Here is a 22,372-nt window from a genome sequence, read left to right on the forward strand (position 1 = left end):
GCGAGTACATGGGACGGCGGCGAAAAGGCGAGGAAGAACACGAAAACCACGAGCGCTGGCTGGTGTCCTATGCGGACTTCATCACCCTGCTGTTCGCCTTCTTCGTGGTCATGTACGCGCTCAGCTCGATCAACGAGGGCAAGTACCGCATCCTCTCCGATTCCCTCGTCCAGGCCTTCCGCAGCGGTGTGGTGCTGGAAGGCGGGGAGCCGCGCATCGAACCGGTGGTGGCGACCACCTCCATCGTCCCCGCCATCGTCCCGCGCCCGCCACCCGACAGCCAGCTTGATGCCCAGCGCCGCGCCGCCGCCCAGCGCATGAACTCGATCGCCGACGAGATCCGCCGCGTGCTTGGCCCGCTGACCCGTGACGGACAGGTGACGGTGACCGAGGGGGCCTTCGGCATTTCCGTCGAGATCAACGCCAGCGCCCTTTTTGCCCCCGGCGAGGCCACCCTGGGCGTGGGGGCGGTGTCCGCCCTGCGCGCGGTGGCCGCGGTGCTGGCGCCAGCCTCCTTCCCGATTACCGTCGAGGGACATACCGACAACCTGCCCATCAACACCTTCCGCTTTCCGTCGAACTGGGAGCTGTCGGCGGTGCGGGCGTCGTCGGTGGTGCGCCTCTTCGTCGAGGCCGGGGTGCACCCCGAGCGCCTCACCGCTGCCGGCTACAGCGACCAGCGCCCGGTGGCCAGCAACGACAACGAGGCGGGGCGGGCGCGCAACCGCCGCGTCACCATCCTCATCGAGTCGATGATCGCCGAGCCGCCACCGGGCGAAGCCCCCGGCACCATCCGTGCCGACGACCAGATGCGCTCCATCCTGCCTGATTGACGCCGGTCAATACCGTCTTCGGCGTCACGGCTCATCATCCCGCGGGTCAGACAGGAGGGGCGATGGCCTTGCTCGAATGGAACGCGGATCTGCACACCGGAGTGCAGGACATCGACGACCAGCATGCGGTACTCGTCGAACTGCTCAATGCCGTCCATGAAGCGGTGCGCGAGCGCCGCGACGCTCTTGCCGGCCTGCGTGCGCTCGATGAGCTGATTGCCTACACCCGCAGCCATTTCGCCATCGAAGAGCGTCTGATGGGGGAGGTTGGCTACCCCGAGCATGCCGAGCACCGCATCTACCACGAGGCGCTGCTCGACCAGATCGGCGCGCTGCGCCAGCGCCTCGATACCGGCGAGGCAACCATCAGCGCCGAATTGCTCGACTTCCTGCGCGTCTGGCTGACCCGCCACATCGGCGAATCAGACCGCCGCTTCGGCGACTGGTACGCCACCCACGGCAGCCGCCCGGCATGGATGCACGAAGTGCAGCATGCCATGGTGGCGCGGCGCTGGTGGCAGTTCAGCAAGTGATCAGCAGGTTTACCGTAAGGCGCAATTGACCGCTTGCTGAGTGTGAACGCGCCACAAACGGGGGAATGCCCCCTATGCTGGGGGGGCTGCGCGCCCGAGGCCGTGTCTCACAAGCGCCGGGAGCATTGCCACCTGCTTTAGGGAGGTACAGATCTATTCAGAGTCGGCAATATACCGAAGTCATGCCCCGCGCTGCCGCCATGAAGCAAACGACCTTCGCCTCGCTGGCCTTCGAGCGAAAGAAGAATCAGACTCGCCAAGAGCGTTTCCCGGGCGAGATGGATATGGTTGTTGTTTTCAGGGGAAAGTCTCACACAGCTCTTTCTGGATGCCGGCGCGAACAAGGCTTCGATCCAGATAATTCCGGATCACATCATCGCGGAGGTCTCGGTGTAAGCAAATTACCCGGACCACGCGGTAAGTGAAGCATCAGATGAGGTTATAACGGGAAACATTCCCGTTGCAATTTCGAGATTTCGGGCTCATAGTATCCCGTACAGGACACGATGGTTGCCACTTCCATGCTCTCACCCTCAGGGCTTACCCACACCCGATCCGCACAGACGGCTGCACAGCTTGGCGCCATCGCCCGCACTCACCGCGAGGCGCGTGGGCTAGGGCTGAGGCAGGCTGCCCCGCTTGGTGGCGTGGGCGTTCGCTTCCTGTCGGAGTTCGAGCGTGGGAAGGAAACCGCTGAACTCGGCAAGGTACTGGCAGCGCTCAATGGCCTGGGCCTGGATCTCGCAGTCATGCCGCGTGAAGATCGCCCGCAGGCGCCTGCGTCCGGGCTGTCACAACGCCTTGGCATGGCTTTTCCGTACGACTGGTCGAACAGCCGGATGGATGAAGCCACCTTTATCCGTCTGGTGCTCGGCGCGCGCCGGTTCGATGACGTACTCAAGTTGGTCGGCCACTTCGGCATCGACAGAGTTAGCCGTGAGGTGCCGCAGTTGGACGACCAGCAGACTATCGCGCGGGCAGCGGAGATGCTTGCACGCATCTACCAAGGCATGCTGCTTGCCCAGTCTGAACCGCGCGATGAGCTTGCGGCTTGACATCCTCCGCCCGGAGGCGGCTCGCCTGTTCGGCATCCTGGCCGCCACGCCCGAACTGGCCCCCTTTACGCTTATTGGCGGCACCGCACTGGCCCTGCAGATCGGCCACCGTGTCAGCCTCGACTTCGACTTTGCGGTGTTCGGCGGCACCCTGCCCGGAGCCCAAATCGATCGTTTGATCGAACGACTCAAGGAACACGGCTGCCAGACCCGGTTCATCACTTCACCGGCGCAGACCTCCGCGTTCAAGATCAATACCGGCCTGCGGTTGCTCGACTATGCAAGGGATTACGTCGTGGATGGCGTCAAGCTCACTTTTTTCGTCCACGGCAAGAACCCAGCACAACAAGCGTACTATCGCGACGCCCCCCGCCACACAGAGCGCGACGTGGCCTTCTCCATCCTCGGCATGGGGGGGGTGCAAACCGCAAAGACGCTTGTCCTGGCCGACCGCGTGCGTTCGCGAGATCTGTACGATCTATTCGTGCTTACGCGCGACCACGGTTTCACGATGGAATCCCTGTTCGACATCGTCACCCGCCTTGGCACGGTGGACGACCCTGAGCACTACAAGGCCGTGATGCGGGGCGAGATTCCCCTCGACCGGGACGACGAGGGCCTCGAGGCGGTCGACCTGTCGACGGACATGTCAGCCCTCTATCAGCACTTCGAGCGGGCCATCGGCGACTACGAGATCCGCCGCAGTCGCGACTACTTTGCCGCCACAAGTCCCCCGGCCGCTCCCAACGCTTCCGGATAGCCCCTTTTTCTGCGAAGTCCGGCTCGTATCCGCTTTGCCAGAATGTGCCCATGGAAGTCACCCACTTCCAGGACGCAAACACTCAGGCAAACGGAGGCGAGCATGAACTACTTCAACAACGGTCTTGGCAACCCGAACTTCGGCGCAAACCTCAATCAGTCGCTCGGCAGGCTCGGAGCCAACATATCGAGCGACTGATGCGCGAGCACGGCATTCGGGCGCGCCACAAGCGGCGCTACAATGCGACAACCGACTCCAAGCATAGCCTGCCGGTGGCGGAGAACGTGCTCGAGCGCCAGTTCGCGCCTGACGCCCCGAATCGGGTATGGACAGGCGACATCACCTACATCGCCACTGCCGAGGGCTGGTTGTATCTGGCCGTCGTGATTGATCTGTTCAACCGCGAGATGACCGGCTGGTCGATCAAGCCACGCATGACGACCGATCTGGTGATCGATGCGCTGTCGATGGCGTGGTTTCGCCGTCAGCCAGCGCCTGGGGTGCTGTTCCATTCCGACCGCGGAAGCCATACGCCAGCCATGCTTACTAGGCCCGCCTGGCCACCTACGGTATGCGCAGATCGATGTCGCGCAAGGGCAACTGCTGGGACAACGCCCCGACCGAGAGCTTCTTCAACAGCCTCAAGAACGAGCGGGTTCATGGCATGCGCTACGCAACCCGTAACGAAGCCGCGAGCGATCTGTTCCAACACATCGCCGTGTTCTACAACCGGAGCCGCCGCCACTCTACCTTGGGATATGTGTCACCGACTACGTTCTTGCAGAACTGGATCGAACGACAGGACCAGCAAGAAATGGCAGCATGAGAACGATCGCTTGGAAGGCGAAGGACGTAGGGCACCTCACCCGGTACCCCGAGCGACATTGACTACGTAGTTCGAATGCTCAGAACAGGCGCTCCGGCCGGATCTTCGGGGTCAGCGGCATGCCCTTGCGGGCGCGCCGGTGGCGCAGGGTTTCGAGCTGGCCGGGCTTCACTTCGACGATGATGGTCTTGCCACCGCGGCCGCCGCCTTCCACCTTGAGCCCCGTCTCGGCCGCCGGCAGTGCCACCGCGGCGAGCGCCTCGCCGGCCTCCAGGGCCATCACGATCACCCCGCGGCCTCCGGCCTGCATCTTCATCTCGCTGCGCGCAAAGACCAGGATGCGGCCGTGCTCGGAGACCGCGGCAATCCACTCGCCGTGGGCCGGCGCGGGCGGCAGCACCTTCTCGCCCTTCTCCAGGGTCATGAAGGCCTTGCCGGCGCGCTGGCGGCTGGTGGCGTCGGCGAGCGTGCAGATGAAGCCGTAGCCGCCGGAGTTGGCGAACATCCAGCTCGAATCCGGGCGCGCCGAGAGCACCTGGGCGAGTTTGCCGCCGTCCTGGAAGTCCGCCAGGGTGGTGATCGGCGTGCCGTCGCCGCGCCCGCCGGGCAGTTCGGCGACCTTCACCGTATAGGCGCGGCCGTTGCTGTCGATGACCACCAGCGGCCAGGTGGTGCGCGTCTCGATGAGGGCGAAGGCGAAGTCGCCGGCCTTGTAGCTGATCGCCGCGGGGTCGATGCCGTGGCCCTGGCGGGCGCGCACCCAGCCGTTCTTGGAAACGATCACGGTGACCGGCTCATCGGCGACGCTGATCTCAGCCGCGGCTACCGGGGCGACGCTTTCGATCAGGGTGCGGCGGGCGTCGCCGTACTTCTTGGCGTCGTCGGTGATCTCACGCAGGATCAGGCGGGTCATCATGCCGCGGCTGTCGAGCAGTTGCTGCAGGCCTTCGCGTTCTGCCTTGAGTTCGGCGAGTTCCTTCTCGATCCTGAAGCCTTCGAGCCGCGCGAGCTGGCGCAGGCGGATCTCGAGGATGTCCTCGGCCTGTGTCTCGGAGAGGCCGAAGGCGGCGATCAGCGCCGGCTTGGGTTCGTCGGATTCGCGGATGACGCGGATCACTTCCTCGATGTTGAGGTACGCAATCATGCGCCCTTCGAGGATGTGGATGCGGCGGTCGACCTCGCTCAGGCGATGGCGGGTGCGGCGCTCGACGGTGACGTAGCGGAAGTCGATCCACTCGCGCAGGATCTGCACCAGGTTCTTCTGCTGCGGACGGCCATCGCGGCCGATCATGGTGAGGTTCACCGAGGTGCTGCTCTCCAGCCCGGTGTGGGCGAGCAGCACGGCCATGAACTCGTCGCGGTCGATGCGGCTGGAGCGTGGCTCCAGCACGATGCGTACCGGTTCGGCTTCGGAGGATTCGTCGCGCACCGTTTCCAGGACACCGAGTACCAGCTGCTTGAGCTGCTTCTGCTCCTGGCTGACTTCCTTCTTGCCCGCGCGCGGCTGGGGGTTGGTGATGGCTTCGATGCCGGCCAGCACCTGGGCGGTGGAGACGCCGTGCGGCAGTTCATGGACGATCACCCGCCACTGCCCGCGGGCCAGCTCTTCCACCCGCCAGCGCGCGCGCAGGCGCAGGCTGCCGCGCCCGCCGGCGTAGGCGTCGCGGATGGCTTCGGGCGGGGAGATGAGCTGACCGCCGCCGGGGAAGTCGGGCCCCGGCAGCAGCGCCAGGATGTCGTCCAGTCCGGCCTCGGGGTGGCGGATCAGGTGGCAGGTGGCTTCGGCCACCTCGCGCAGGTTGTGCGGCGGAATCTCGGTGGCCATGCCCACGGCGATCCCGGAAGCGCCGTTCAACAGCACGAAGGGCAGGCGCGCGGGCAGCAACTTCGGCTCTTCGAAGGCGCCGTCGTAGTTGGGGGCGAAGTCCACCGTGTCGCGGTCAATCTCGGCCAGCAATAGCTCGGCGATCGGGGTCAGGCGGCATTCGGTGTAGCGCATCGCCGCGGCGGAGTCGCCGTCGCGTGAGCCGAAGTTGCCCTGGCCGTCGACCAGCGGGTAACGCAGCGAGAAGTCCTGTGCCACGCGCACCATGGCGTCGTACACGCTGGAGTCGCCGTGCGGGTGGTACTTGCCGATGACGTCGCCGACCACGCGCGCGCTCTTGACGTGCTTGGCGCCGGCGGCCAGGCGCATCTCGTTCATGGCGAAGAGGATGCGGCGCTGCACCGGCTTCATGCCGTCTTCGACCTGCGGCAGGGCGCGCGACTTGACCACGCTCATCGCGTAGGCCAAGTAGGCGCGCTCGGCGTAGCGGTCGAGCGGCAGGCTGCCATCGCCGTTGCCGCCGTCGTTGCCGATGGGGGCGGGCGGTGGCGGCGGTGGGGCATCTGCCGGCGGGGTAGCGAAGAGGTCGAGGGTGTCTTGGCTCATGGGTGGGTCCTGCATTGTTGCGGGCGGCCCGTCGCGGTGGCGGCAGGCGCGATTGTCAGGGCGTGCCGGGCGCGGTACGCTGAAGGTCTGGCAAACGAGGGGAACGGGCGATGGCAGGGCGCGACGACGACGATCCGCACAGCAACTTTTCCGCCGGACACCAGGACCGCCTGCTCGACGGCCTGCACGCGATCATCCGCCAGGCTGTGCGGGCGCTGTCCATCCTGATGGTGCTGGTGATCCTGTGGGGCATCGTAGACGTGGTCTGGGTGCTGTACCAGAAGCTCACCGCACCGCCTTTCCTGCTGCTCGGCATCAGCGACATCTTCGCCATCTTCGGCGCCTTTCTGGTGGTGCTGATCGCCATCGAGATCTTCGTGAACATCTCGCTCTACCTGCGTGACGATGTCATTCACGTCAAGCTGGTGGTGGCCACCGCGCTGATGGCCATCGCGCGCAAGGTCATCGTGCTCGACTACAACACGGTTGAGCCGGCCTACGTTTATGCGACTGCCGCCACGGTGCTGGCGCTGGGCGTCACCTACTGGCTGGTGAGCAAGCAGGCGCGCACCTGAGTAGTGACCGTGCGGGGAGGCGGGCAGGGCCAGGCTCATACGGGCGCTCGTCTCAGGACGCCGTGCCGGCCTGCTCGGTCGGCCTCCTGGGGCTTTCCGGCCAAGCCATCCGTCGTTCAAGCACCAGGGTCTGATCGCGGCTCAGGCTGAGGCCGGGTTCGAGCTGCGCCGGCGCACCGAACAGCCCGTCCCAGTGGGACTGTGGCGATGCAGTGACCGGACGGCCGGCCTTGCGGCGGTGTCTTTCGCCATCGGCGCTCATACGTCTGCCTCCACGCTGTCGCCGTTTTCCTCCATCCAGGCACGCCGTCCCGACGCTTCGCCCTTGCCCATCAGCAGGGTGAACATGCGCAGGGTGTCTTCCAGCGCCTCGGGGCGCACCGCCACCGGCAGCACGCGGCGGGTGGTCGGGTCCATGGTGGTTTCGCGCAGCTGGTCGGGGTTCATCTCGCCCAAGCCCTTGAAGCGGCCGACTTCGATGGCTTCGGGGCGGAAACCTTCCTGCACCATGCGGTCGCGGATCGCGGTGAGTTCGCCTTCGTCGAGCGCATAGAGGCGGCGCGCCGGGCGTTTCTTGCCCTGGGCGGGCACGTCGATGCGGTACAGCGGCGGCTGGGCGACGTAGATGTGGCCGCGCTCGATGAGCTTCGGGAAGTGGCGGAAGAACAGGGTCAGCAGCAGGGTCTGGATGTGGGCGCCGTCCACGTCGGCGTCCGACATGATGATGATCTTGCCGTAGCGCAGGCCGGACAGATCCGGCGCGCTGTCGGCGCTGTGCGCATCGACGCCCAGGGCCACCGCGATGTCGTGGATTTCGGCGTTGGCCAGCAGGCGGTCGGGGTCGATCTCCCAGGCGTTCTGCACCTTGCCGCGCAGCGGCAGGATGGCCTGGGTTTCCTTGTTGCGCGCCATCTTTGCCGAACCGCCGGCGGAATCTCCTTCCACCAGGAAGAGTTCGTTGTCGGCGATGTCCTCGGATTCGCAGTCGGAGAGCTTGCCGGGCAGCACCGCGACGCCCGAGCTCTTCTTGCGCTCGACCTTCTGCGCGCTCTTCTGCCGCGCCTGGGCCTGGCGGATGGAGAGTTCGGCGATCGCCTTGCCGGCCTCCACATGGTTGTTGAGCCAGATCTCGAAGGGGTCGCGCACCTGGCCGGAAACCAGCTTCACCGCCTCGCGCGAGTTGAGCTTCTCCTTCACCTGGCCCTGGAACTGCGGGTCGAGCAGGCGCGCCGAGAGCACGAAGCTCATGCGTCCGCACACGTCTTCCTGCTGCAGTTTGACGCCGCGCGGCAGCAGCGCGTGATGTTCGATGAAGGACTTCACCGCCTCGAACACCCCGGCGCGCAGGCCGGATTCGTGGGTGCCGCCGGCCACCGTGGGGATGAGGTTCACATAGGATTCGCTGGGTACTGCGGACTCGAACCAGGCAATCGCCCAGGCCGCGCCTTCGCCCTTGGCGAAGTTGGCGTCGTCCGCGCCGGCATAGCCTTCGGCGGTGTAGATCGGCGCCACCGGCTCGAGATCGCCGGCCTGCTCCTTGAGGTAGCCGGCGAGGCCTTCCGGGTAGCTCCAGCGTTTGCTCAGCGCGGGGCCGGCGGCCTGCTCGATGTCGAGCTGCACGCCAACGCCGGGCAGCAGCACTGCCTTGGAGCGCAGCAGACGCTCGATCTCGCTCAGCGGGACCTTGGGGGTGTCGAAATACTTGGGATCCGGCCATACCCGCACCCGGGTGCCACTCTGGCGGCCGCAGTCGCCCACCGTCTGCAGGGCGCCGATGTGCTCGCCGCCCGCGCTGAATTCGATGGCGTACTGCTTGCCCTCGCGCTTGACCTCGACCTCGATGCGCGTCGACAGCGCATTGGTGACCGCCACGCCGACACCGTGCAGGCCGCCGGAGAAGGCGTAGGCGCTGTTGCCTTCGCGCTTGTTGAACTTGCCGCCGGCGTGCAGCCGGGTGTAGGCCAGCACCACCACCGGCACACCTTCCTCGGGATGCAGGCCGACCGGGATGCCGCGACCGTCGTCGGCCACCGACACCGAGCCGTCCAGGTGCAGGGTGACATGGATCTTCTTCGCAAAGCCGGCCAGTGCTTCGTCGGCGGCGTTGTCGATGACTTCCTGGATGATGTGCGCCGGGCTGTCGGTGCGGGTGTACATGCCGGGGCGCTCGCGCACCGGCTCCAGCCCCTTCAGTACGCGGAAGGAGGATTCGTCGTATTGCTGCTGCTTGCCAGTCATCGCGGACCCGTCGGTGTAGGACGGGCGCAAGGATAAGGCGGGAGCGGGGGGAAGGGAAGGGGCGCGCGCCGGCAGGCGCTCAGGCGCTGCCGAGGATGCGGCCGCCGCCGCTGGGGCGGGTGTTGCCGGCGGCGTCGTAGAGCGGCGGGCGATCGGCGGCGCTTTGCAGGATCGCCAGCGCACGCTGGTTGTGCTGCATGCGCTCGATCAGCAGCTTGCCGTTGACGCTGTTGCGCTCACGGGCCTGACGGGCGAGTTCGATGACTTCCTGCCAGCGCGCAAGCGCGGCGGGCATGCCCTCGCAGGCGCGGACGATGCTGTCGGCGGAGCTGTCGAGGCCGTTGCGGCCGAGCAGAAGGGCACGGGCATCGTGCAGGCGCTGCAGGGTGTGGTAGAGATCGGTCTTGTCCTTGGCGAGGCTCACCAGGGCATCGACGTCGCCGGCGACCAGCAGGGCTTCCTCGCGGTCGAGCAGGGCGACGAAAGTGCGCAACTGCGCCACCTCCATGTCGAGGAGGTTGGCAAACTGCAGCTGTTCGGTCTGCTTCACCCGCCAGCGCCGCTACGGGCGTCGCCGAGGAATTCGCGGACGCTGTCGAGCAGGCCGTCGGCGATGCGGTCGGCGTCGACCTTGAAGCGTCCTTCGCTGATCGCCTGGCGGATCTCGGCAACACGCTGGCTATCCACCACCGGCGCGGCGGATATTGCCGCCTCGGCCTTCTGCAGGCTGGATGAGAGCGAGGAGATCTGTACCTTGTCGCCCGCGGCCGGGGCTGCCTGGCCCTGGCCGGACTGCGGGCGCGGTTTGCTGTCGTTGGCGGCCAGGCCGCCGAGCGACTTCACGGCACCTTCGATTTTCACGGTCGTACTCCGGATGAGTTCTGTCTGTATGTTACTTCGGCAGCCGGCCGCAAAACTTTAACGAATTCGAAAAACTTTTTTTGCGCGCTTGCGCTCATGCCCTAAAACCCCACCTCTACGACCCCGCCGGCGCGCGCGATGCCGCTGATCACCTGCCCTCCCGGCATGCGCACGCGCACGGGCTCGCCTTCCGCGGCGCCGTTGATCGCCCGTCCTTCGCTGGAGACGCGAAACCCCGGACCGCTGCTGACCACCTGTACGGTCTGCCCCTGGCGCACTGCCGGCGGCAGGCGCAGGTGGTCGGCACGCAGCGGCGCACCGGCGGCGACAGCGATGCGGGCGTGGTGGCCGATGGCCTGGGCGGGGTCGGTGAGCGTGTTGGCCGGCAGTGCGGCCAGATCGCCGTTGACCCGCCGCAGGTCGGCAAGGCCGACGATCTGGCCGGGGCGCAGCGGGCGTGCGAGCACGAGGTAGTCGGTATGCACTTCGACGCGTGCAGGCAGATAGACGGTCCACGTTACCGGCGATTCGCAGCGTACGCCGACGTTGGTCTGCCCCCAGGCGCGCGCACCGGCAGGAAAGAAAGCCTGAAGTTCGGCACAGGGGGGCAGGCGGTTGTTGGCGTCCATCTCGCCGACGGTGATCCGCAAGTCGCCGGCAAGGCCGCTCGTTTCGGCTTCCAGCAGAGCCTGCGCGGCCGCCCGCACAGGCTCCGTGGCTTGCTGGGCAAGCGCGGGGAGCACGCACAGGGCACCGGCGAGGACGCCGGTCATGAGGCGGGCGTGAGCAGTGAAGGGCAGCATGGGTTCATTGCAACACGAGCGTGGCCGCGGGGCAAGCCCTTGCGGCGGCGGCCGTGGGTACGGCCTCGAAGGGCGGCAGGCCCTGCCGGCAAGGATTGCCGTGGGCTTGCGGCAAGGGGCCAAATTGGCCGGTTTTTTCACCTTTGTTCGGCTCAAGGGCAGTGCTGTCAGGCGCCTAAGATGGCTGGCATGGAAGCTGCAATGACCTTGTTGCCGACCCGCCGGGATACCGCGGGACGGCACGTAACGAAGAGGTGATGCCATGAAGACCCTGCTCGACAACAGCCTGCGCAACCACCAGACCGCACTCAATGTGCAGGCCTACCGGCAGCAGCTGCTGGCCTCCAACATCGCCAACGCCGATACCCCTCACTACAAGGCACGCGACATCGATTTCCGCGGTGCGCTGCAGACTGCCATGAACAAGATCACGCCGCTTGCGCTGTCCACGACCTCCAGCGCGCATCTCACCGGGGTCAATGCCTTGCCGCTGGAGCGTTACACGCTGTATCGCACCGAGCTGCAATCGGCTGTCGATGGCAATACCGTCAACATGGACGTCGAGCGCGCGGCATTTGCCGAGAACTCGATCCATTACGAGGCCAGCGTGACCTTCATCAATGGTTTGCTGAGCGGCATGCAGCGCGCAATCTCGGGCCAGTAAGGGAGGGCAGGCGATCATGAGCATGCTCAATGTCTTCGGCATCGCCGGTTCGGCGCTCAGTGCGCAGTCGGTGCGCCTCAATACCACCGCCTCCAACCTCGCCAACGCGGACAGCGTGATTGCCGAGGACGGGCAGCCCTACAAGGCCAAGCAGGTGGTTTTTGCCGCCCGTCAGGTAGAGGGTGCCGGCAAGGGCTCGGTGGGCGTGCAGGTTACCCAGATTGTCGAGAGCGCGGCGCCGATGCGCCTGGTGTACGAGCCCAACAACCCGGCGGCAAATGCCGAGGGCTATGTCGAGATGCCAAACGTGAACGTCGTCGAGGAGATGGTGAACATGATTTCCGCCTCCCGCGCCTACCAGAATAACGCCGAGGTCATGAGTACGGCACGAACCTTGCTGCAGCGGACCTTGCAGATCGGTCAGTAAGCACCGACCGGAAAACCATGCTGCTGACAGCCGGAGAACGAGAATGAGCACCGTAAGCGACGCCACCCAAAGCGCACAGGACATCCTGGCCAGCCTTGCGCGCAAGGACACCCAGGACACCAGCGCCGCAAATCGGGACAAGACGCAGTTCCTGAAGCTGCTGACCACCCAGCTGCAGAATCAAGACCCGATGAATCCGATGGAGAACGCCGAGATCACCTCGCAGCTCGCGCAACTGTCCACGGTCGAGGGTATCGAGAAGCTCAACGCCATGATGAGCAAGCTGGTCAGCGCGCAGGAAAGCTCGGACGGTCTGGCCGCCGCCGCCCTGGTCGGGCGCGGGGTGCTGGTCGAGGGCAAGAATCTGATGCTTACCGAGGCCGGTGCCGTGGGCGGCTTCGAGCTCGATGGTCCGGCTGACCAGGTGGTGCTGTCGATCCGCGACGCCAACGGCATCGAGGTATCCACCGTCGAGCTTGCCGGTGTCGATGCCGGCAGTCACAACTACATCTGGGACGGTTCCGCCAAGGATGGCAGCCGCGCTGCCGACGGCCTGTATACCGTCTCCGTCACCGCTACCCAGGGCAATGACAGCGTGGTCTCGCGCGCGCTGCAGTTCGGTGCGGTGACCAGCGTCATCCGCGGTGCCAGCAGCACCGACCTTCAAGTAGGCGATCTCGGCATCTTCAAGATGGCCGACATCAAGCAGATTCTCTGATCCGGAGCAGCGATCATGGCATTCCAGCAAGGTTTGAGTGGACTCAACTCATCGGCCAAGGCGCTCGACGTCATCTCCAACAATGTCGCCAACGCCAGTACGGTGGGCTTCAAGGCCAGCAACACCATTTTCGCCGACATGTACGCCACGGCAATGACCGGTGGCGTGTCCTCACTGCAGATCGGTATCGGTGCGCGGGTTGCGGCGGTGACGCAGAGCTTTACCCAGGGCAATGTCACCGCTACCAACAACCCGCTCGACATGGCGATCAACGGCAATGGCTTCTTCCGTCTCGAGCGCAGCGACGGCACCGTTGCCTACTCGCGCAACGGCCAGTTCGACGTCAGTCGTGACGGCTTCATCATCAATGCCACCGGCGACCGGCTTACCGGCTACGCGGCGATCGACAGCAACGTCACCCCGACGGTGTTCGCCGGTGAGCCGACGGCGATCTACATCGACACCAGCAACATCCAGCCGCGCGAGACCACCACCGGTTCGCTGGGCGTCAACCTCGACTCCAAGCTGCGCAACCCGCTCAATCAGGATCCGGTCGGCACCGACATCACCAACTTTCTTGCCACCGGTATCTCCAATCCGGTGAGCATCCCGGTCGATGCCTACAACTACACCACCACGATGACGGTGTATGACAGCCTGGGCAATGCCTCGCTGCTCAACCTCTACTACGTGCGCAACCAGAACGACCCGCTTACCGGCGTGGCGCCCAACACCTGGTCGGTGTACGGCCGCCTCAGCAATGACGTGGTCCCCGATCCGCTCAACCCCGCGGAGTCGACCGGTGAGCCGCTGGAGCGTCTGGGCAGCATCGAGTTCAACGCCTTCGGGGTGCCGGTTGCCTCCTTCGAGGCCGATGGCGTTACTCCCACCGCGCAGCTTGCCCAGTTCGGTTTCAGCCGCACCGCGGCACAACTGCAGACCGGCGCCGACGACTTCGACATGACCCTCGACATGAGGGCCTCCACACAGTGGAACACCGCTTCGGCGGTGACCACCGCGCCGCGTCAGGATGGCTACACCACCGGTTCGCTGACCGGCCTGTCGGTGAGTTCCAACGGCATCGTCCAGGGCACCTTCTCGAACGGACAGGTGAAGGATCTGGCCATGCTCTCGCTGGCCAATTTCGCCAGCGCTCAGGGGCTGACCTCGCTGGGCAACAACCTGTGGGCGGAGTCCTACGACTCCGGTCAGGCCATTCTCGGCGCTCCGGGCACCGGGGTGCTGGGCATCGTCAGTTCGGGCCAGATCGAGGAGTCCAACGTCGACCTCACCCAGGAACTGGTCAACATGATCATCCAGCAGCGCAACTACCAGGCCAACGCACAGTCGATCAAGACGCAGGACTCCATCCTGCAGACGATCGTCAACATCCGCTGAGTCCTGATTTCGCAGAGGCCATCTCATGGACCGCCTGATCTATACCGCAATGACCGGTGCCAAGGGCACCATGGACCAGCAGGCGGCGGTGGCGCACAACCTCGCCAATGCCACCTCCACCGGTTTTCGTACCGAGATGCACAAGCTGCGCGCGGTGGAAGTGCAGACCGAGGCGCTGCGCAGCCGCGCCTTCGTCGTCGATGCCAGCGTCGCCACCGACTTCACCGCGGGGCCGCTGCAGTTTACCGGCCGCCAGTACGACGTCGCGGTGGAAGGCAAGGGCTGGCTGAGCGTGCAGATGCCCGACGGCAGCGAGGCCTATACCCGCGACGGCAGTCTGGAGGTCAGTGCCAACGGCGTGCTGCAGACGCGCAGCGGCCTGCCGCTGATCGGCGAGGGCGGGCCCATCACCCTGCCGCCGGACGCCGAGATCAGCATCGGCGCGGACGGTACCATTTCTGCCAAGGAAGCCGGGCAGAACGTCATCAACGTGGTTGACCGGCTGAAGCTCGTGAACCCGCCGGAGAGCGAACTGGTGCGTGGCGACGACGGCCTCTTCCGCACCCGCGACGGGGCGGCACAGCCTGCCGATGAAGCGGTAAAAGTTGCCGGCGGCTACCTCGAAGGCAGTAACGTCAACGTCGTCGAGCAGATGGTGACGATGATCTCGCTCGGCCGCCAGTTCGAGATGCAGACCCGCATGCTGCAGAGCGCGGAGGAGAACGATCGCGCCGCCACGCAGGTGCTTTCGGTGCGCTGAGCGCGCCCTTGCGCGAGCCAAAGAAGGGCGGCCCCGTGGGGCCGCCCTCGTCGTTGACGCCGGGGGAGTTGCGCAGTCGCGTGATTAGCACGGTTTTTGCAAGGTTAATCGCAGGATGGCCGCAAGCCCTGCCGGCCTAGAGTGAACACCATGCTACCCACGCCGGCGCCCTGCGACGGCATTGCGAACGAGGAACCCATCATGATCCGCTCACTGTGGTCCGCCCGTACCGGGCTGGAAGCCCAGCAAACCTCGCTGGACGTGATCTCCAACAACCTCGCCAACGTCTCCACCAACGGCTTCAAGCGCCAGCGTGCAGTGTTCGAGGATCTGCTCTACCAGACCATCCGCCAGCCTGGCGCGCAGACCACCCAGCAGACCCAGGTCGGCTCCGGACTGCAGATCGGTACCGGCGTGCGCGCGGTGGCCACCGAACGCATCTTCACCCAGGGCAGCCTGCAGCAGACCGGTGGCTCGCTCGATGTCGCCATCCAGGGCAACGGCTTCTTCCAGATCGCCATGCCCGACGGCACCACCGCCTACACCCGCGACGGCGCCTTCCAGCTCGACAACCAGGGCAATGTGGTCACCGCCAGCGGCTACCCGCTTGCCGACAACATCAACATTCCCGCCGACGCAGTGACCATCACCGTCGGCAAGGATGGCACGGTGAGCGTGCTGCAGGCCGGGCAGGTGACGCCGGTAGAGGTGGGGGCCATTCAGCTGGCCACTTTCGTGAATTCAGGTGGGCTGCAGAGCGCCGGGGAGAACCTCTTCCTGGAAACCGCCTCCAGCGGCGTGGCTACGCCCAACCAGCCGGGCACCAATGGCGCCGGGGTGATCAATCAGGGTTACGTGGAAACATCCAACGTCAATGTGGCCGAGGAACTGGTGAACATGATCGTCACCCAGCGCGCCTACGAGATGAATTCGCGTGCCATCCAGACCTCGGATTCCATGCTCGGCCGCCTGACCCAGCTTTGAGGAGGCGATCATGAAACTGTCCGTCCCGTTTGCCTGTGCCGCGCTGCTCCTGCTCTCCGGCTGCGCCGCGATGTACGACAAGCCTCCCACCATCGTTCATCAGCCCACCTCCGTGCGCCCCGAGGCGCCGCTGCAGACTGCGGGCATGAACGGCTCGATCTACCAGGCGGCGCAGTCGCGGCCGTTGTTCGAGGATCGTCGCGCGCGCATGGTCGGCGACATCATCACCATCAACCTGGTCGAACGCACCACCGCGCAGAAGAGCGCGAACGCCTCGGCAGGGCGCAACTCCGGCATGACCGGTGGCATCACCACGGTACCGGTGATCCCGCGCCTGAACTCGGTCAACAAGCTGCTCGGCGAACTGCAGGGCCTCAACGTCGAGGCCGGGGCGGATTCGAGCTTCTCGGGCTCCGGTGCGGCAGCGGCCAACAACGTCTTCAACGGCACCATCACCGTCACCGTCATCGACGTCTATCCCAACGGCAACCTGCTGGTTTCCGGCGAGAAACAGATCGCCATCAACCAGGGCGACGAATTCATCCGCTTCTCCGGGGTGGTCAATCCCAGCGTGGTGACCGCAGCCAACACCGTGCAGTCCACCCAGGTGGCCGACGCGCGCATCGAATACAAGGGCAGCGGCTTCATCGACGAACACAACACCATGGGCTGGCTGCACCGCTTCTTCGTGGCCATCTTCCCGTTCTGAACACCGCGCACAGGAGCTTCATCATGAACCGGCTCAGCTTCCGTTCCGCAGTGCTGGCCTGCTGCCTGGGCAGCCTGCTGTTTGCCGCCGGCGCGCAGGCCGCTCCCGAGCGTATCAAGGATCTGACCTCGATCGCCGGGGTGCGCAACAATCAGCTTGTCGGCTACGGCATCGTCGTCGGCCTCGACGGCAGCGGCGACCAGACCACGCAGACGCCGTTCACCGTGCAGAGCATCATCAACATGCTCGGCAACATGGGCGTGCAGTTGCCCGCTGGCACCAACCTGCAGCTGAAGAACGTTGCTGCGGTGATGGTTACCGCCAACCTGCCGCCCTTTGCCCGTCCGGGCCAGCAGATCGACGTCACCGTGTCGTCGATCGGCAACGCCAAGAGCCTGCGCGGCGGCACCCTGATCATGACCCCGCTGAAGGGTGCCGATGGCCAGGTGTATGCCGTCGCCCAGGGCAACATGCTGGTCGGCGGTGCCGGTGCGCAGGCCGGCGGCGCGGCGCAGACCATCAACCACCTGCTGGCAGGGCGCATTCCCGGCGGAGCGACGGTGGAGCGCGGCGTGCCGACCATGGTCGGTCACGGTGACTTTGTCACCCTGGAGCTCAATGAAACCGACTTTGGCACGGCCCGCCGCGTGGTCGATGCCATCAACCTTGCCACCGCGCCGGGCACTGCACATGCGCTCGACGGCCGGACCGTGCAGGTGCGCGCGCCGATCGATCCTTCCGAGCGCGTGGCCTTTCTCGGCAAGCTCGAGGCGCTCACCGTCACTCCGGTGCAGCAGGCCGCGCGTGTGGTGGTCAATTCGCGCACCGGCTCGGTGGTGATGAACCAGCGCGTGATGCTGCAGAACGTCGCCGTTGCCCATGGCAACCTCACCGTCAGCGTGATCAACGACCAGCAGGTGAACCAGCCGCCGCCGTTCTCGCAGGGACAGACGGTGATCACCGACCGCGGTGAGGTCGTCATCGAACAGGTGCCCGGCAAGCTGGTCAATGTGCAGGCCGGCAGCAACCTCGCCGACGTCATCAAGGCCCTCAATGCCCTTGGTGCGACGCCGATGGACCTGGTCAGCATCCTGCAGGCGATGAAGTCCGCCGGTGCGCTGCGCGCCGAACTTGAGGTGATCTGAGGGCGCTGCGATGAGCAACGGTTTCCAGCTCAACGCCCTCGATCCCAACTCACTGGGCGATCTGAAACGGCTGGCGCGCGAGAATCCCAACTCGCCGGAAGCCCTGCGTGCCGCCTCGCGCCAGTTCGAGGCCCTGTTCATGCAGATGGTGCTCAAGTCGATGCGCGAAGCCTCGCTGGGCACCGGCATGTTCGACAGCGAGCAGAGCAAGACCTACCAGTCCCTGCTTGACCAGCAACTGGCCTTGAACATGGCGCACAGTGGCAACAACGGCCTCGGCGAGGCCCTGTTCCGCCAGCTCGGAGGGCTGAACGCCGCACGTCAGGGTGCCGATGCCGCATTGTCGGCGAGCGGGCCGGGAACAGAACGCGGTTTCGACCTCTCCGGGGTGATCCGCCAGAGTGGCAATGCCGCTGCGCTGGCCCGCCAGGCCGCAGCACGCAGCAGCAGCGAGGACGATCCGGTCGGCGCCCTCATTGGCCAGCTCGAAGCGGCCGCGCAGGTGCGCAACGCTGACGGCAGCCGGGCCAGCGGTGCAGGCGCCTTCGTCGCCGAGCTGTGGCCGCATGCCGAAGCAGCGAGCCGGCGCACCGGCATCCCGGCGCACTTCATGGTCGCCCAGGCGGCGCTGGAAACCGGTTGGGGCGAGAAGGTGCTGCGCCACGCCGACGGCCGCTCCAGCCACAACCTCTTCAACATCAAGGCCGGCGCCGGCTGGCAGGGCGAGACGGTCAGCCGCCGGGTCACCGAGTACGCCAATGGCCGCCCCTACACTGAAGAGGCGCGCTTCCGCAGCTATGCCTCGTACGCCGAGGCCTTCGACGACTACGCCCGCCTGCTCGCCAACAGCCCGCGCTACAGCGCAGTGCTCGGCCAGACCACTGCCGGCGGCTTTGCGCGCAGCCTGCAGCAGGCCGGCTATGCCACCGATCCGCTGTACGCCGACAAGCTCACCCGCGTCATCGGCGGCCCCACCCTGCGCAATGCCCTGGGCGCCTGAGCGGGCGCGGCTGAAATTGCCGCTTTCAGGCTGGCAAGGATCTTGCTGATATCTGCCTGAACCATCGCGAATCAGGGGAATCATCATGTCGGGCCTGCTATCCATCGGACTTACCGGTCTGAATGCCGCCCAGGCGCAGTTGCTGACCACCGGGCACAACATCACCAATGCCGGGGTCGAGGGCTATCACCGCCAGACGGTGATCCAGAAGAACGCCACGCCGCAATTCACCGGCGCGGGCTTCTTCGGCAAGGGTACCCAGATTGCCGCCGTCACCCGTTCGTACAATGAATTCCTCGAAGGCCAGGTGCTCAATGCCAGCACCAAGGTGGCCGAATACACCGCCTACAACCAGCAGATCAACCAGATCAACAACCTGCTCGCCGATGCCTCGTCGGGCCTCTCCTCGGTGATGGAGGGCTTTTTTGCCGGCGTGCAAGAGGTGGCTTCCAACCCCACCAGCGTGGCTGCCCGCCAGGCCCTGATCTCTTCCGCCGAAGCGCTGGTGTCGCGCTTCAAGACCATGGATGCGCGGCTCACCGAGGTGCGCGAGGGCGTCGAGGGCGAGATCAAGTCCACGGTGGCGCAGATCAACATGATGGCGGGCGCCATCGCCGAGATGAACCGCCGCATCGCGCAGTCGCAGGTTGCCGGCCCCAGCGTGGCGGCCAACGACCTGCTCGACCAGCGCGAACAACTGGTTGCCGAACTCAACAAGCTGGTCAAGACCAGCACCGTGACGGAAACCGACGGCTCGCTGAGCGTCTTCATCGGCACCGGCCAGGGCCTGGTGGTGGGCAACACCGCCAACACCCTGGGCGCGGTGCAGAACCCCAACGACCCGCAGCGCACGGCCATCGCCCTGGTGGCGCAAAACGGCATTGCCGCCATCCTGCCGGAGAGCCTGATCACCGGCGGCACCCTCGGCGGACTGCTGGGTTTCCGTGCAGAAACCCTCGACACGGCGCAGAATACCCTTGGCCAGATCGCCATCGGTCTGGCTGTGGCCTTCAATTCTCAGCACACCCTGGGTGTGGATCTGTCCGGCGTGCTGGGCAAGGATTTCTTCGCCGTGCCCGAGGCCGCCGTGATGCCGCTGGGGGCGGCAAGCGTGAGCTACGATGCGGCAAACATTGCCGGCCTGACTTCCAGCGACTACGAGCTGCGCAACGTCGGCGGCGTGTTCACCCTCAAGCGTCTTGCCGATGGCGCCGAGTTTGCCGCCACGCCGCCGGTGGCCCCGGCGACCGACTATACCTTTGCTCAGGACGGACTCAACATCGCGGTCAGCGCGGCGACGCTGGCCGACGGGCGCACCGCGCTCATCCAGCCCACGCGCTATGCCGCCCGCGACATCGGCGTGGCGATCTCAGATCCGCGCGAGATCGCCGCCGGCGGGCCGGTGTCGGCGGAGGCGCCGCTGTCCAATCTCGGCAACGGCGCGATCAGCAACATCCGTGTCGTCGACGTCAGCGGCATGCCGGTGACCACCGCCGGGGTGCCGGACTTCGGCGATCTCACCCTCAGCTTCGCCGGCGTCAACGACTACACCCTGTCGCTGACCAGCTCCGGCGGCGCTACCGTCGCCCTGACGCCGGCGACCTATTCGCTCGGCAGCGATACCCAGGGGCGCACCTTCACCGCCACGGTGACCCCCGATCCGCTCGACCCGGCCACCACCTACACTTTCGAATTCACCCTGTCGGGCTCGCCCACCGGGACCGATACCTTCCGCTTCAGCCCCACCGAGGCGGGGACTGCCGACAACCGTAATGCCGTCGCCCTGGGCGCGCTGCAGACCTCCAAGCAGATGCTCGCCAGTGCCGACGGCACGCCGACGGCAACCTTCCAGTCGGTGTATGCGCAGATGGTGACCCAGGTCGGCAACAAGACCCGCGAGGTGCAGGTGAACCTGAAGGCGCAGGAATCCCTGTTCAACCAGGCCATGGATGCGCGGGACTCCCTCTCCGGGGTCAACCTCGACGAAGAGGCCGCCAACCTGATCCGCTACCAGCAGGCCTATCAGGCCGCAGCCAAGGTGATGTCGGTGGCCCAGACCATGTTCGACGAAGTCCTGTCGATCGCGCGTTAAGGAGAAGCATCATGCGCATCTCGACCAGCATGATCTACGACAAGGGCGTCAATTCGCTGCAGCAGCAGTGGGGCGACCTGCTCAAGACCCAGCAGCAGCTGTCCACCGGACGGCGTGTGCTGACTCCGGCCGAAGACCCCATCGCCGCCGCGCGCGCGCTCGAAGTCGGCCAGTCCAAGGGCGTCAACACCCAGTTCATGACCAACATCGGCTATGCCGATGACGCCATGAAGATGTTCGAGTCTACCCTTACCGGTGTTGGCGACATCCTCCACTACAGCCGCGAGCGTGCAGTGCAGGCTGGCAACGGGGCGATGACCCAGACCGACCTCAACTACATTGCCAGCGACATGAAGTCGCAGTTCGAGGCGCTGGTGGCGCTCGCCAATACCAAGGACGGCATGGGTGACTACCTCTTCGCCGGCTACCGCGCGCAGACCCAGCCCTACACCGGCAACCTCGCCGGCATCAGCTACGAGGGCGACCAGGGCGAACGCACCATCCAGGTCTCCGCCTCGCGCTACATGCCGGTCAGCCTGCCGGGCTCGGAAGTTTTCGACCGCACCCTGGCGATCGACGAGCAGAGCGTGCTGCTCTACGGCAACGCCGACAACGGTGGCAGCGAGACCCTCGCGGTGAGCGCGGTCGATCCGCTTGCCGCACGCCAGGCCACGCGCTACCAGATCTCCTACAGCCAGCCCGATCCGGCGCTGCCCGGCACCTACAGCATCGAACGCCTCGGCCAGGACAGCAAGGATGTGCCGTGGACCGACGCCGAGCTCGAACAGATGTGGCCCGCCACGCCGCCGGCCACCGGCTTTGTCGTGCCCGACGGCTATACCCTTTCCGCAGACCGCAAGACCATCACCTACACCCCGGACCCCACCGCCGCGCCGCCGCTGCCCTACCAGATCAGCGTCGATGGGCTCACCATCGCGCTACCCAGCGACCCCGAGCCCGTGCCTCTCGATGCCCCCCAGGAGGCGCGTACGGTGAAGGACGAAGTGGCCGACGGCGACCGCTTCGAGATCTTCGTGCCATCGACCAACCTGCTCAACAACGTCGCCATGTTTGCCGGCGCCTTGGAAAGACCGGGCGCCTCGGGCGTCAACGGCGTGGTCGCCTTCGCGCTGCAGACCATGGACGCCGGGCAGGAGAACGTTCTCAAGGTGCGCGCGCAGATCGGTTCGCAGATGACCGAGACGCAGAACCTCGCCAACCTCGGCAGCGACCTCAACCTGCAGTACGCCGAGGTGATCTCTGGCCTGATGGACGTCGACTACGTCGAGGCCATCTCCCGCCTCACCCAGCAGCAGACCTACCTGCAGGCCGCCCAGCAGTCCTTCATGAAGGTCTCCAACATGTCGCTGTTCAACTACATCTGAGGCCTCGTGCCCGCACGGCGTGGGGCAAAGTGTGTCACTGCCGTTCGCCCGTTGAAAGGGGCAAGGGGCCCATGTCCAGCCCTTGAATTGACCGGTAAAAACACCTTTTATCGAGCTCTTCTCCTTGCGCTCTGCGTTACACAATGCAATCAGGCAAGAGTGCCTTGTCCGGACA

At 65.7% G+C, this 22,372-nt stretch carries 22 protein-coding genes and 1 pseudogene; 17 read left to right on the forward strand and 6 right to left on the reverse strand.

Features of this window, described 5'->3' with window-relative positions; genetic code table 11:
* Positions 1–8 precede the first annotated feature (8 nt).
* The 5 genes and pseudogenes from motD to C8261_RS04850 form a co-directional block, all read left to right on the forward strand.
* Positions 9–833, forward strand: a complete 825-nt coding sequence (gene motD, locus C8261_RS04825; protein WP_107492534.1) for a flagellar motor protein MotD — start codon at positions 9–11, stop codon at positions 831–833.
* Positions 834–895: 62 nt separating this feature from the next.
* Entirely contained in the window at positions 896–1,366 is a 471-nt protein-coding gene (locus tag C8261_RS04830) for a bacteriohemerythrin (RefSeq protein WP_107492535.1), read from the forward strand.
* Between the two features lie 506 nt (positions 1,367–1,872).
* A complete protein-coding gene (locus tag C8261_RS04840; RefSeq protein ID WP_219905142.1) occupies positions 1,873–2,421 on the forward strand; it encodes a helix-turn-helix domain-containing protein in 549 nt (182 codons plus the stop codon).
* Entirely contained in the window at positions 2,384–3,181 is a 798-nt protein-coding gene (locus C8261_RS04845) for a nucleotidyl transferase AbiEii/AbiGii toxin family protein (RefSeq protein WP_181358846.1), read from the forward strand. The genes C8261_RS04840 and C8261_RS04845 overlap by 38 nt, the downstream gene beginning before the upstream one ends.
* A gap of 185 nt (positions 3,182–3,366) precedes the next feature.
* Positions 3,367–4,007, forward strand: a pseudogene (locus C8261_RS04850) (IS3 family transposase); the annotation flags it as partial.
* Positions 4,008–4,086: 79 nt separating this feature from the next.
* Here C8261_RS04850 and parC read toward each other — a convergent pair.
* A complete protein-coding gene (gene parC / locus C8261_RS04855; protein ID WP_107492538.1) occupies positions 4,087–6,438 on the reverse strand; it encodes a DNA topoisomerase IV subunit A in 2,352 nt (783 codons plus the stop codon).
* Positions 6,439–6,548: 110 nt separating this feature from the next.
* Between parC and C8261_RS04860 the strand changes: the two genes are divergently transcribed.
* Positions 6,549–7,013: a phosphate-starvation-inducible PsiE family protein gene (locus tag C8261_RS04860; RefSeq protein ID WP_107492539.1), complete on the forward strand. Its 465-nt coding sequence runs from the start codon at positions 6,549–6,551 to the stop codon at positions 7,011–7,013.
* Positions 7,014–7,065: 52 nt separating this feature from the next.
* On the opposite strand, the gene C8261_RS04865 is transcribed toward C8261_RS04860, so the two are convergent.
* The 5 genes from C8261_RS04865 to flgA all read right to left on the reverse strand — a co-directional run bounded on the left by C8261_RS04865 (position 7,066) and on the right by flgA (position 10,915).
* Entirely contained in the window at positions 7,066–7,275 is a 210-nt protein-coding gene (locus C8261_RS04865; protein WP_107492540.1) for a hypothetical protein, read from the reverse strand.
* A complete protein-coding gene (locus tag C8261_RS04870; protein ID WP_107492541.1) occupies positions 7,272–9,251 on the reverse strand; it encodes a DNA topoisomerase IV subunit B in 1,980 nt (659 codons plus the stop codon). Before C8261_RS04870 ends, C8261_RS04865 begins: the two co-directional genes overlap by 4 nt.
* 79 nt (positions 9,252–9,330) lie before the next feature.
* Positions 9,331–9,801 (reverse strand): flagella synthesis protein FlgN, encoded by a 471-nt coding sequence (locus C8261_RS04875; protein ID WP_268987171.1) that lies wholly within the window; start codon positions 9,799–9,801, stop codon positions 9,331–9,333.
* A complete protein-coding gene (gene flgM, locus C8261_RS04880) occupies positions 9,798–10,112 on the reverse strand; it encodes a flagellar biosynthesis anti-sigma factor FlgM (protein WP_107492542.1) in 315 nt (104 codons plus the stop codon). The genes C8261_RS04875 and flgM overlap by 4 nt, the downstream gene beginning before the upstream one ends.
* Before the next feature lie 101 nt (positions 10,113–10,213).
* Positions 10,214–10,915, reverse strand: a complete 702-nt coding sequence (gene flgA / locus C8261_RS04885; protein ID WP_107492543.1) for a flagellar basal body P-ring formation chaperone FlgA — start codon at positions 10,913–10,915, stop codon at positions 10,214–10,216.
* A 262-nt stretch (positions 10,916–11,177) separates the two neighbouring features.
* Here flgA and flgB point away from each other — a divergent pair, with 262 nt between their 5' ends.
* The 11 genes from flgB to flgL all read left to right on the forward strand — a co-directional run bounded on the left by flgB (position 11,178) and on the right by flgL (position 22,197).
* Positions 11,178–11,579, forward strand: a complete 402-nt coding sequence (flgB, locus tag C8261_RS04890; protein WP_107492544.1) for a flagellar basal body rod protein FlgB — start codon at positions 11,178–11,180, stop codon at positions 11,577–11,579.
* Positions 11,580–11,595: 16 nt separating this feature from the next.
* A complete protein-coding gene (gene flgC / locus C8261_RS04895; RefSeq protein ID WP_107492545.1) occupies positions 11,596–12,006 on the forward strand; it encodes a flagellar basal body rod protein FlgC in 411 nt (136 codons plus the stop codon).
* 43 nt (positions 12,007–12,049) lie between these two features.
* Positions 12,050–12,724, forward strand: coding sequence for a flagellar hook assembly protein FlgD (locus C8261_RS04900; protein WP_107492546.1), 675 nt, complete (start codon positions 12,050–12,052; stop codon positions 12,722–12,724).
* Between the two features lie 15 nt (positions 12,725–12,739).
* A complete protein-coding gene (gene flgE / locus C8261_RS04905; protein WP_107492547.1) occupies positions 12,740–14,122 on the forward strand; it encodes a flagellar hook protein FlgE in 1,383 nt (460 codons plus the stop codon).
* Between the two features lie 25 nt (positions 14,123–14,147).
* A complete protein-coding gene (gene flgF, locus C8261_RS04910; protein ID WP_107492548.1) occupies positions 14,148–14,882 on the forward strand; it encodes a flagellar basal-body rod protein FlgF in 735 nt (244 codons plus the stop codon).
* Positions 14,883–15,083: 201 nt separating this feature from the next.
* The gene (flgG, locus tag C8261_RS04915) at positions 15,084–15,866 is read left to right on the forward strand and encodes a flagellar basal-body rod protein FlgG (RefSeq protein WP_107492675.1); all 783 of its coding nucleotides are present in this window, start codon (positions 15,084–15,086) and stop codon (positions 15,864–15,866) included.
* A 10-nt stretch (positions 15,867–15,876) separates the two neighbouring features.
* Positions 15,877–16,575: a flagellar basal body L-ring protein FlgH gene (locus C8261_RS04920; protein ID WP_107492549.1), complete on the forward strand. Its 699-nt coding sequence runs from the start codon at positions 15,877–15,879 to the stop codon at positions 16,573–16,575.
* A 23-nt stretch (positions 16,576–16,598) separates the two neighbouring features.
* Entirely contained in the window at positions 16,599–17,720 is a 1,122-nt protein-coding gene (locus C8261_RS04925; RefSeq protein ID WP_107492550.1) for a flagellar basal body P-ring protein FlgI, read from the forward strand.
* A 10-nt stretch (positions 17,721–17,730) separates the two neighbouring features.
* On the forward strand, positions 17,731–18,720 hold the full coding sequence (flgJ, locus tag C8261_RS04930; protein WP_107492551.1) for a flagellar assembly peptidoglycan hydrolase FlgJ: 990 nt from the start codon (positions 17,731–17,733) through the stop codon (positions 18,718–18,720).
* Positions 18,721–18,805: 85 nt separating this feature from the next.
* Positions 18,806–20,812, forward strand: a complete 2,007-nt coding sequence (gene flgK / locus C8261_RS04935; RefSeq protein WP_107492552.1) for a flagellar hook-associated protein FlgK — start codon at positions 18,806–18,808, stop codon at positions 20,810–20,812.
* Between the two features lie 11 nt (positions 20,813–20,823).
* Positions 20,824–22,197: a flagellar hook-associated protein FlgL gene (gene flgL, locus C8261_RS04940; protein ID WP_107492553.1), complete on the forward strand. Its 1,374-nt coding sequence runs from the start codon at positions 20,824–20,826 to the stop codon at positions 22,195–22,197.
* Positions 22,198–22,372: the final 175 nt, after the last annotated feature.

This window comes from Pseudothauera lacus, assembly GCF_003034845.1.
Taxonomy (GTDB): Bacteria; Pseudomonadota; Gammaproteobacteria; order Burkholderiales; family Rhodocyclaceae; genus Pseudothauera; species Pseudothauera lacus.

What these genes read in the sequence shown, in the direction of transcription:
- flgL (WP_107492553.1), top strand. Translation starts at nt 20,824, where the DNA reads ATGCGCATCTCGACCAGCATGATCTACGACAAGGGCGTCAATTCGCTG.
- C8261_RS04900 (WP_107492546.1), top strand. Translation starts at nt 12,050, where the DNA reads ATGAGCACCGTAAGCGACGCCACCCAAAGCGCACAGGACATCCTGGCC.
- flgF (WP_107492548.1), top strand. Translation starts at nt 14,148, where the DNA reads ATGGACCGCCTGATCTATACCGCAATGACCGGTGCCAAGGGCACCATG.
- flgG (WP_107492675.1), top strand. Translation starts at nt 15,084, where the DNA reads ATGATCCGCTCACTGTGGTCCGCCCGTACCGGGCTGGAAGCCCAGCAA.
- C8261_RS04830 (WP_107492535.1), top strand. Translation starts at nt 896, where the DNA reads ATGGCCTTGCTCGAATGGAACGCGGATCTGCACACCGGAGTGCAGGAC.
- flgK (WP_107492552.1), top strand. Translation starts at nt 18,806, where the DNA reads ATGTCGGGCCTGCTATCCATCGGACTTACCGGTCTGAATGCCGCCCAG.
- flgC (WP_107492545.1), top strand. Translation starts at nt 11,596, where the DNA reads ATGAGCATGCTCAATGTCTTCGGCATCGCCGGTTCGGCGCTCAGTGCG.
- flgA (WP_107492543.1), bottom strand. Translation starts at nt 10,915, where the DNA reads ATGCTGCCCTTCACTGCTCACGCCCGCCTCATGACCGGCGTCCTCGCC.
- C8261_RS04865 (WP_107492540.1), bottom strand. Translation starts at nt 7,275, where the DNA reads ATGAGCGCCGATGGCGAAAGACACCGCCGCAAGGCCGGCCGTCCGGTC.
- C8261_RS04920 (WP_107492549.1), top strand. Translation starts at nt 15,877, where the DNA reads ATGAAACTGTCCGTCCCGTTTGCCTGTGCCGCGCTGCTCCTGCTCTCC.
- flgE (WP_107492547.1), top strand. Translation starts at nt 12,740, where the DNA reads ATGGCATTCCAGCAAGGTTTGAGTGGACTCAACTCATCGGCCAAGGCG.
- C8261_RS04840 (WP_219905142.1), top strand. Translation starts at nt 1,873, where the DNA reads ATGGTTGCCACTTCCATGCTCTCACCCTCAGGGCTTACCCACACCCGA.
- flgJ (WP_107492551.1), top strand. Translation starts at nt 17,731, where the DNA reads ATGAGCAACGGTTTCCAGCTCAACGCCCTCGATCCCAACTCACTGGGC.
- C8261_RS04860 (WP_107492539.1), top strand. Translation starts at nt 6,549, where the DNA reads ATGGCAGGGCGCGACGACGACGATCCGCACAGCAACTTTTCCGCCGGA.
- C8261_RS04925 (WP_107492550.1), top strand. Translation starts at nt 16,599, where the DNA reads ATGAACCGGCTCAGCTTCCGTTCCGCAGTGCTGGCCTGCTGCCTGGGC.
- motD (WP_107492534.1), top strand. Translation starts at nt 9, where the DNA reads ATGGGACGGCGGCGAAAAGGCGAGGAAGAACACGAAAACCACGAGCGC.
- C8261_RS04870 (WP_107492541.1), bottom strand. Translation starts at nt 9,251, where the DNA reads ATGACTGGCAAGCAGCAGCAATACGACGAATCCTCCTTCCGCGTACTG.
- parC (WP_107492538.1), bottom strand. Translation starts at nt 6,438, where the DNA reads ATGAGCCAAGACACCCTCGACCTCTTCGCTACCCCGCCGGCAGATGCC.
- flgB (WP_107492544.1), top strand. Translation starts at nt 11,178, where the DNA reads ATGAAGACCCTGCTCGACAACAGCCTGCGCAACCACCAGACCGCACTC.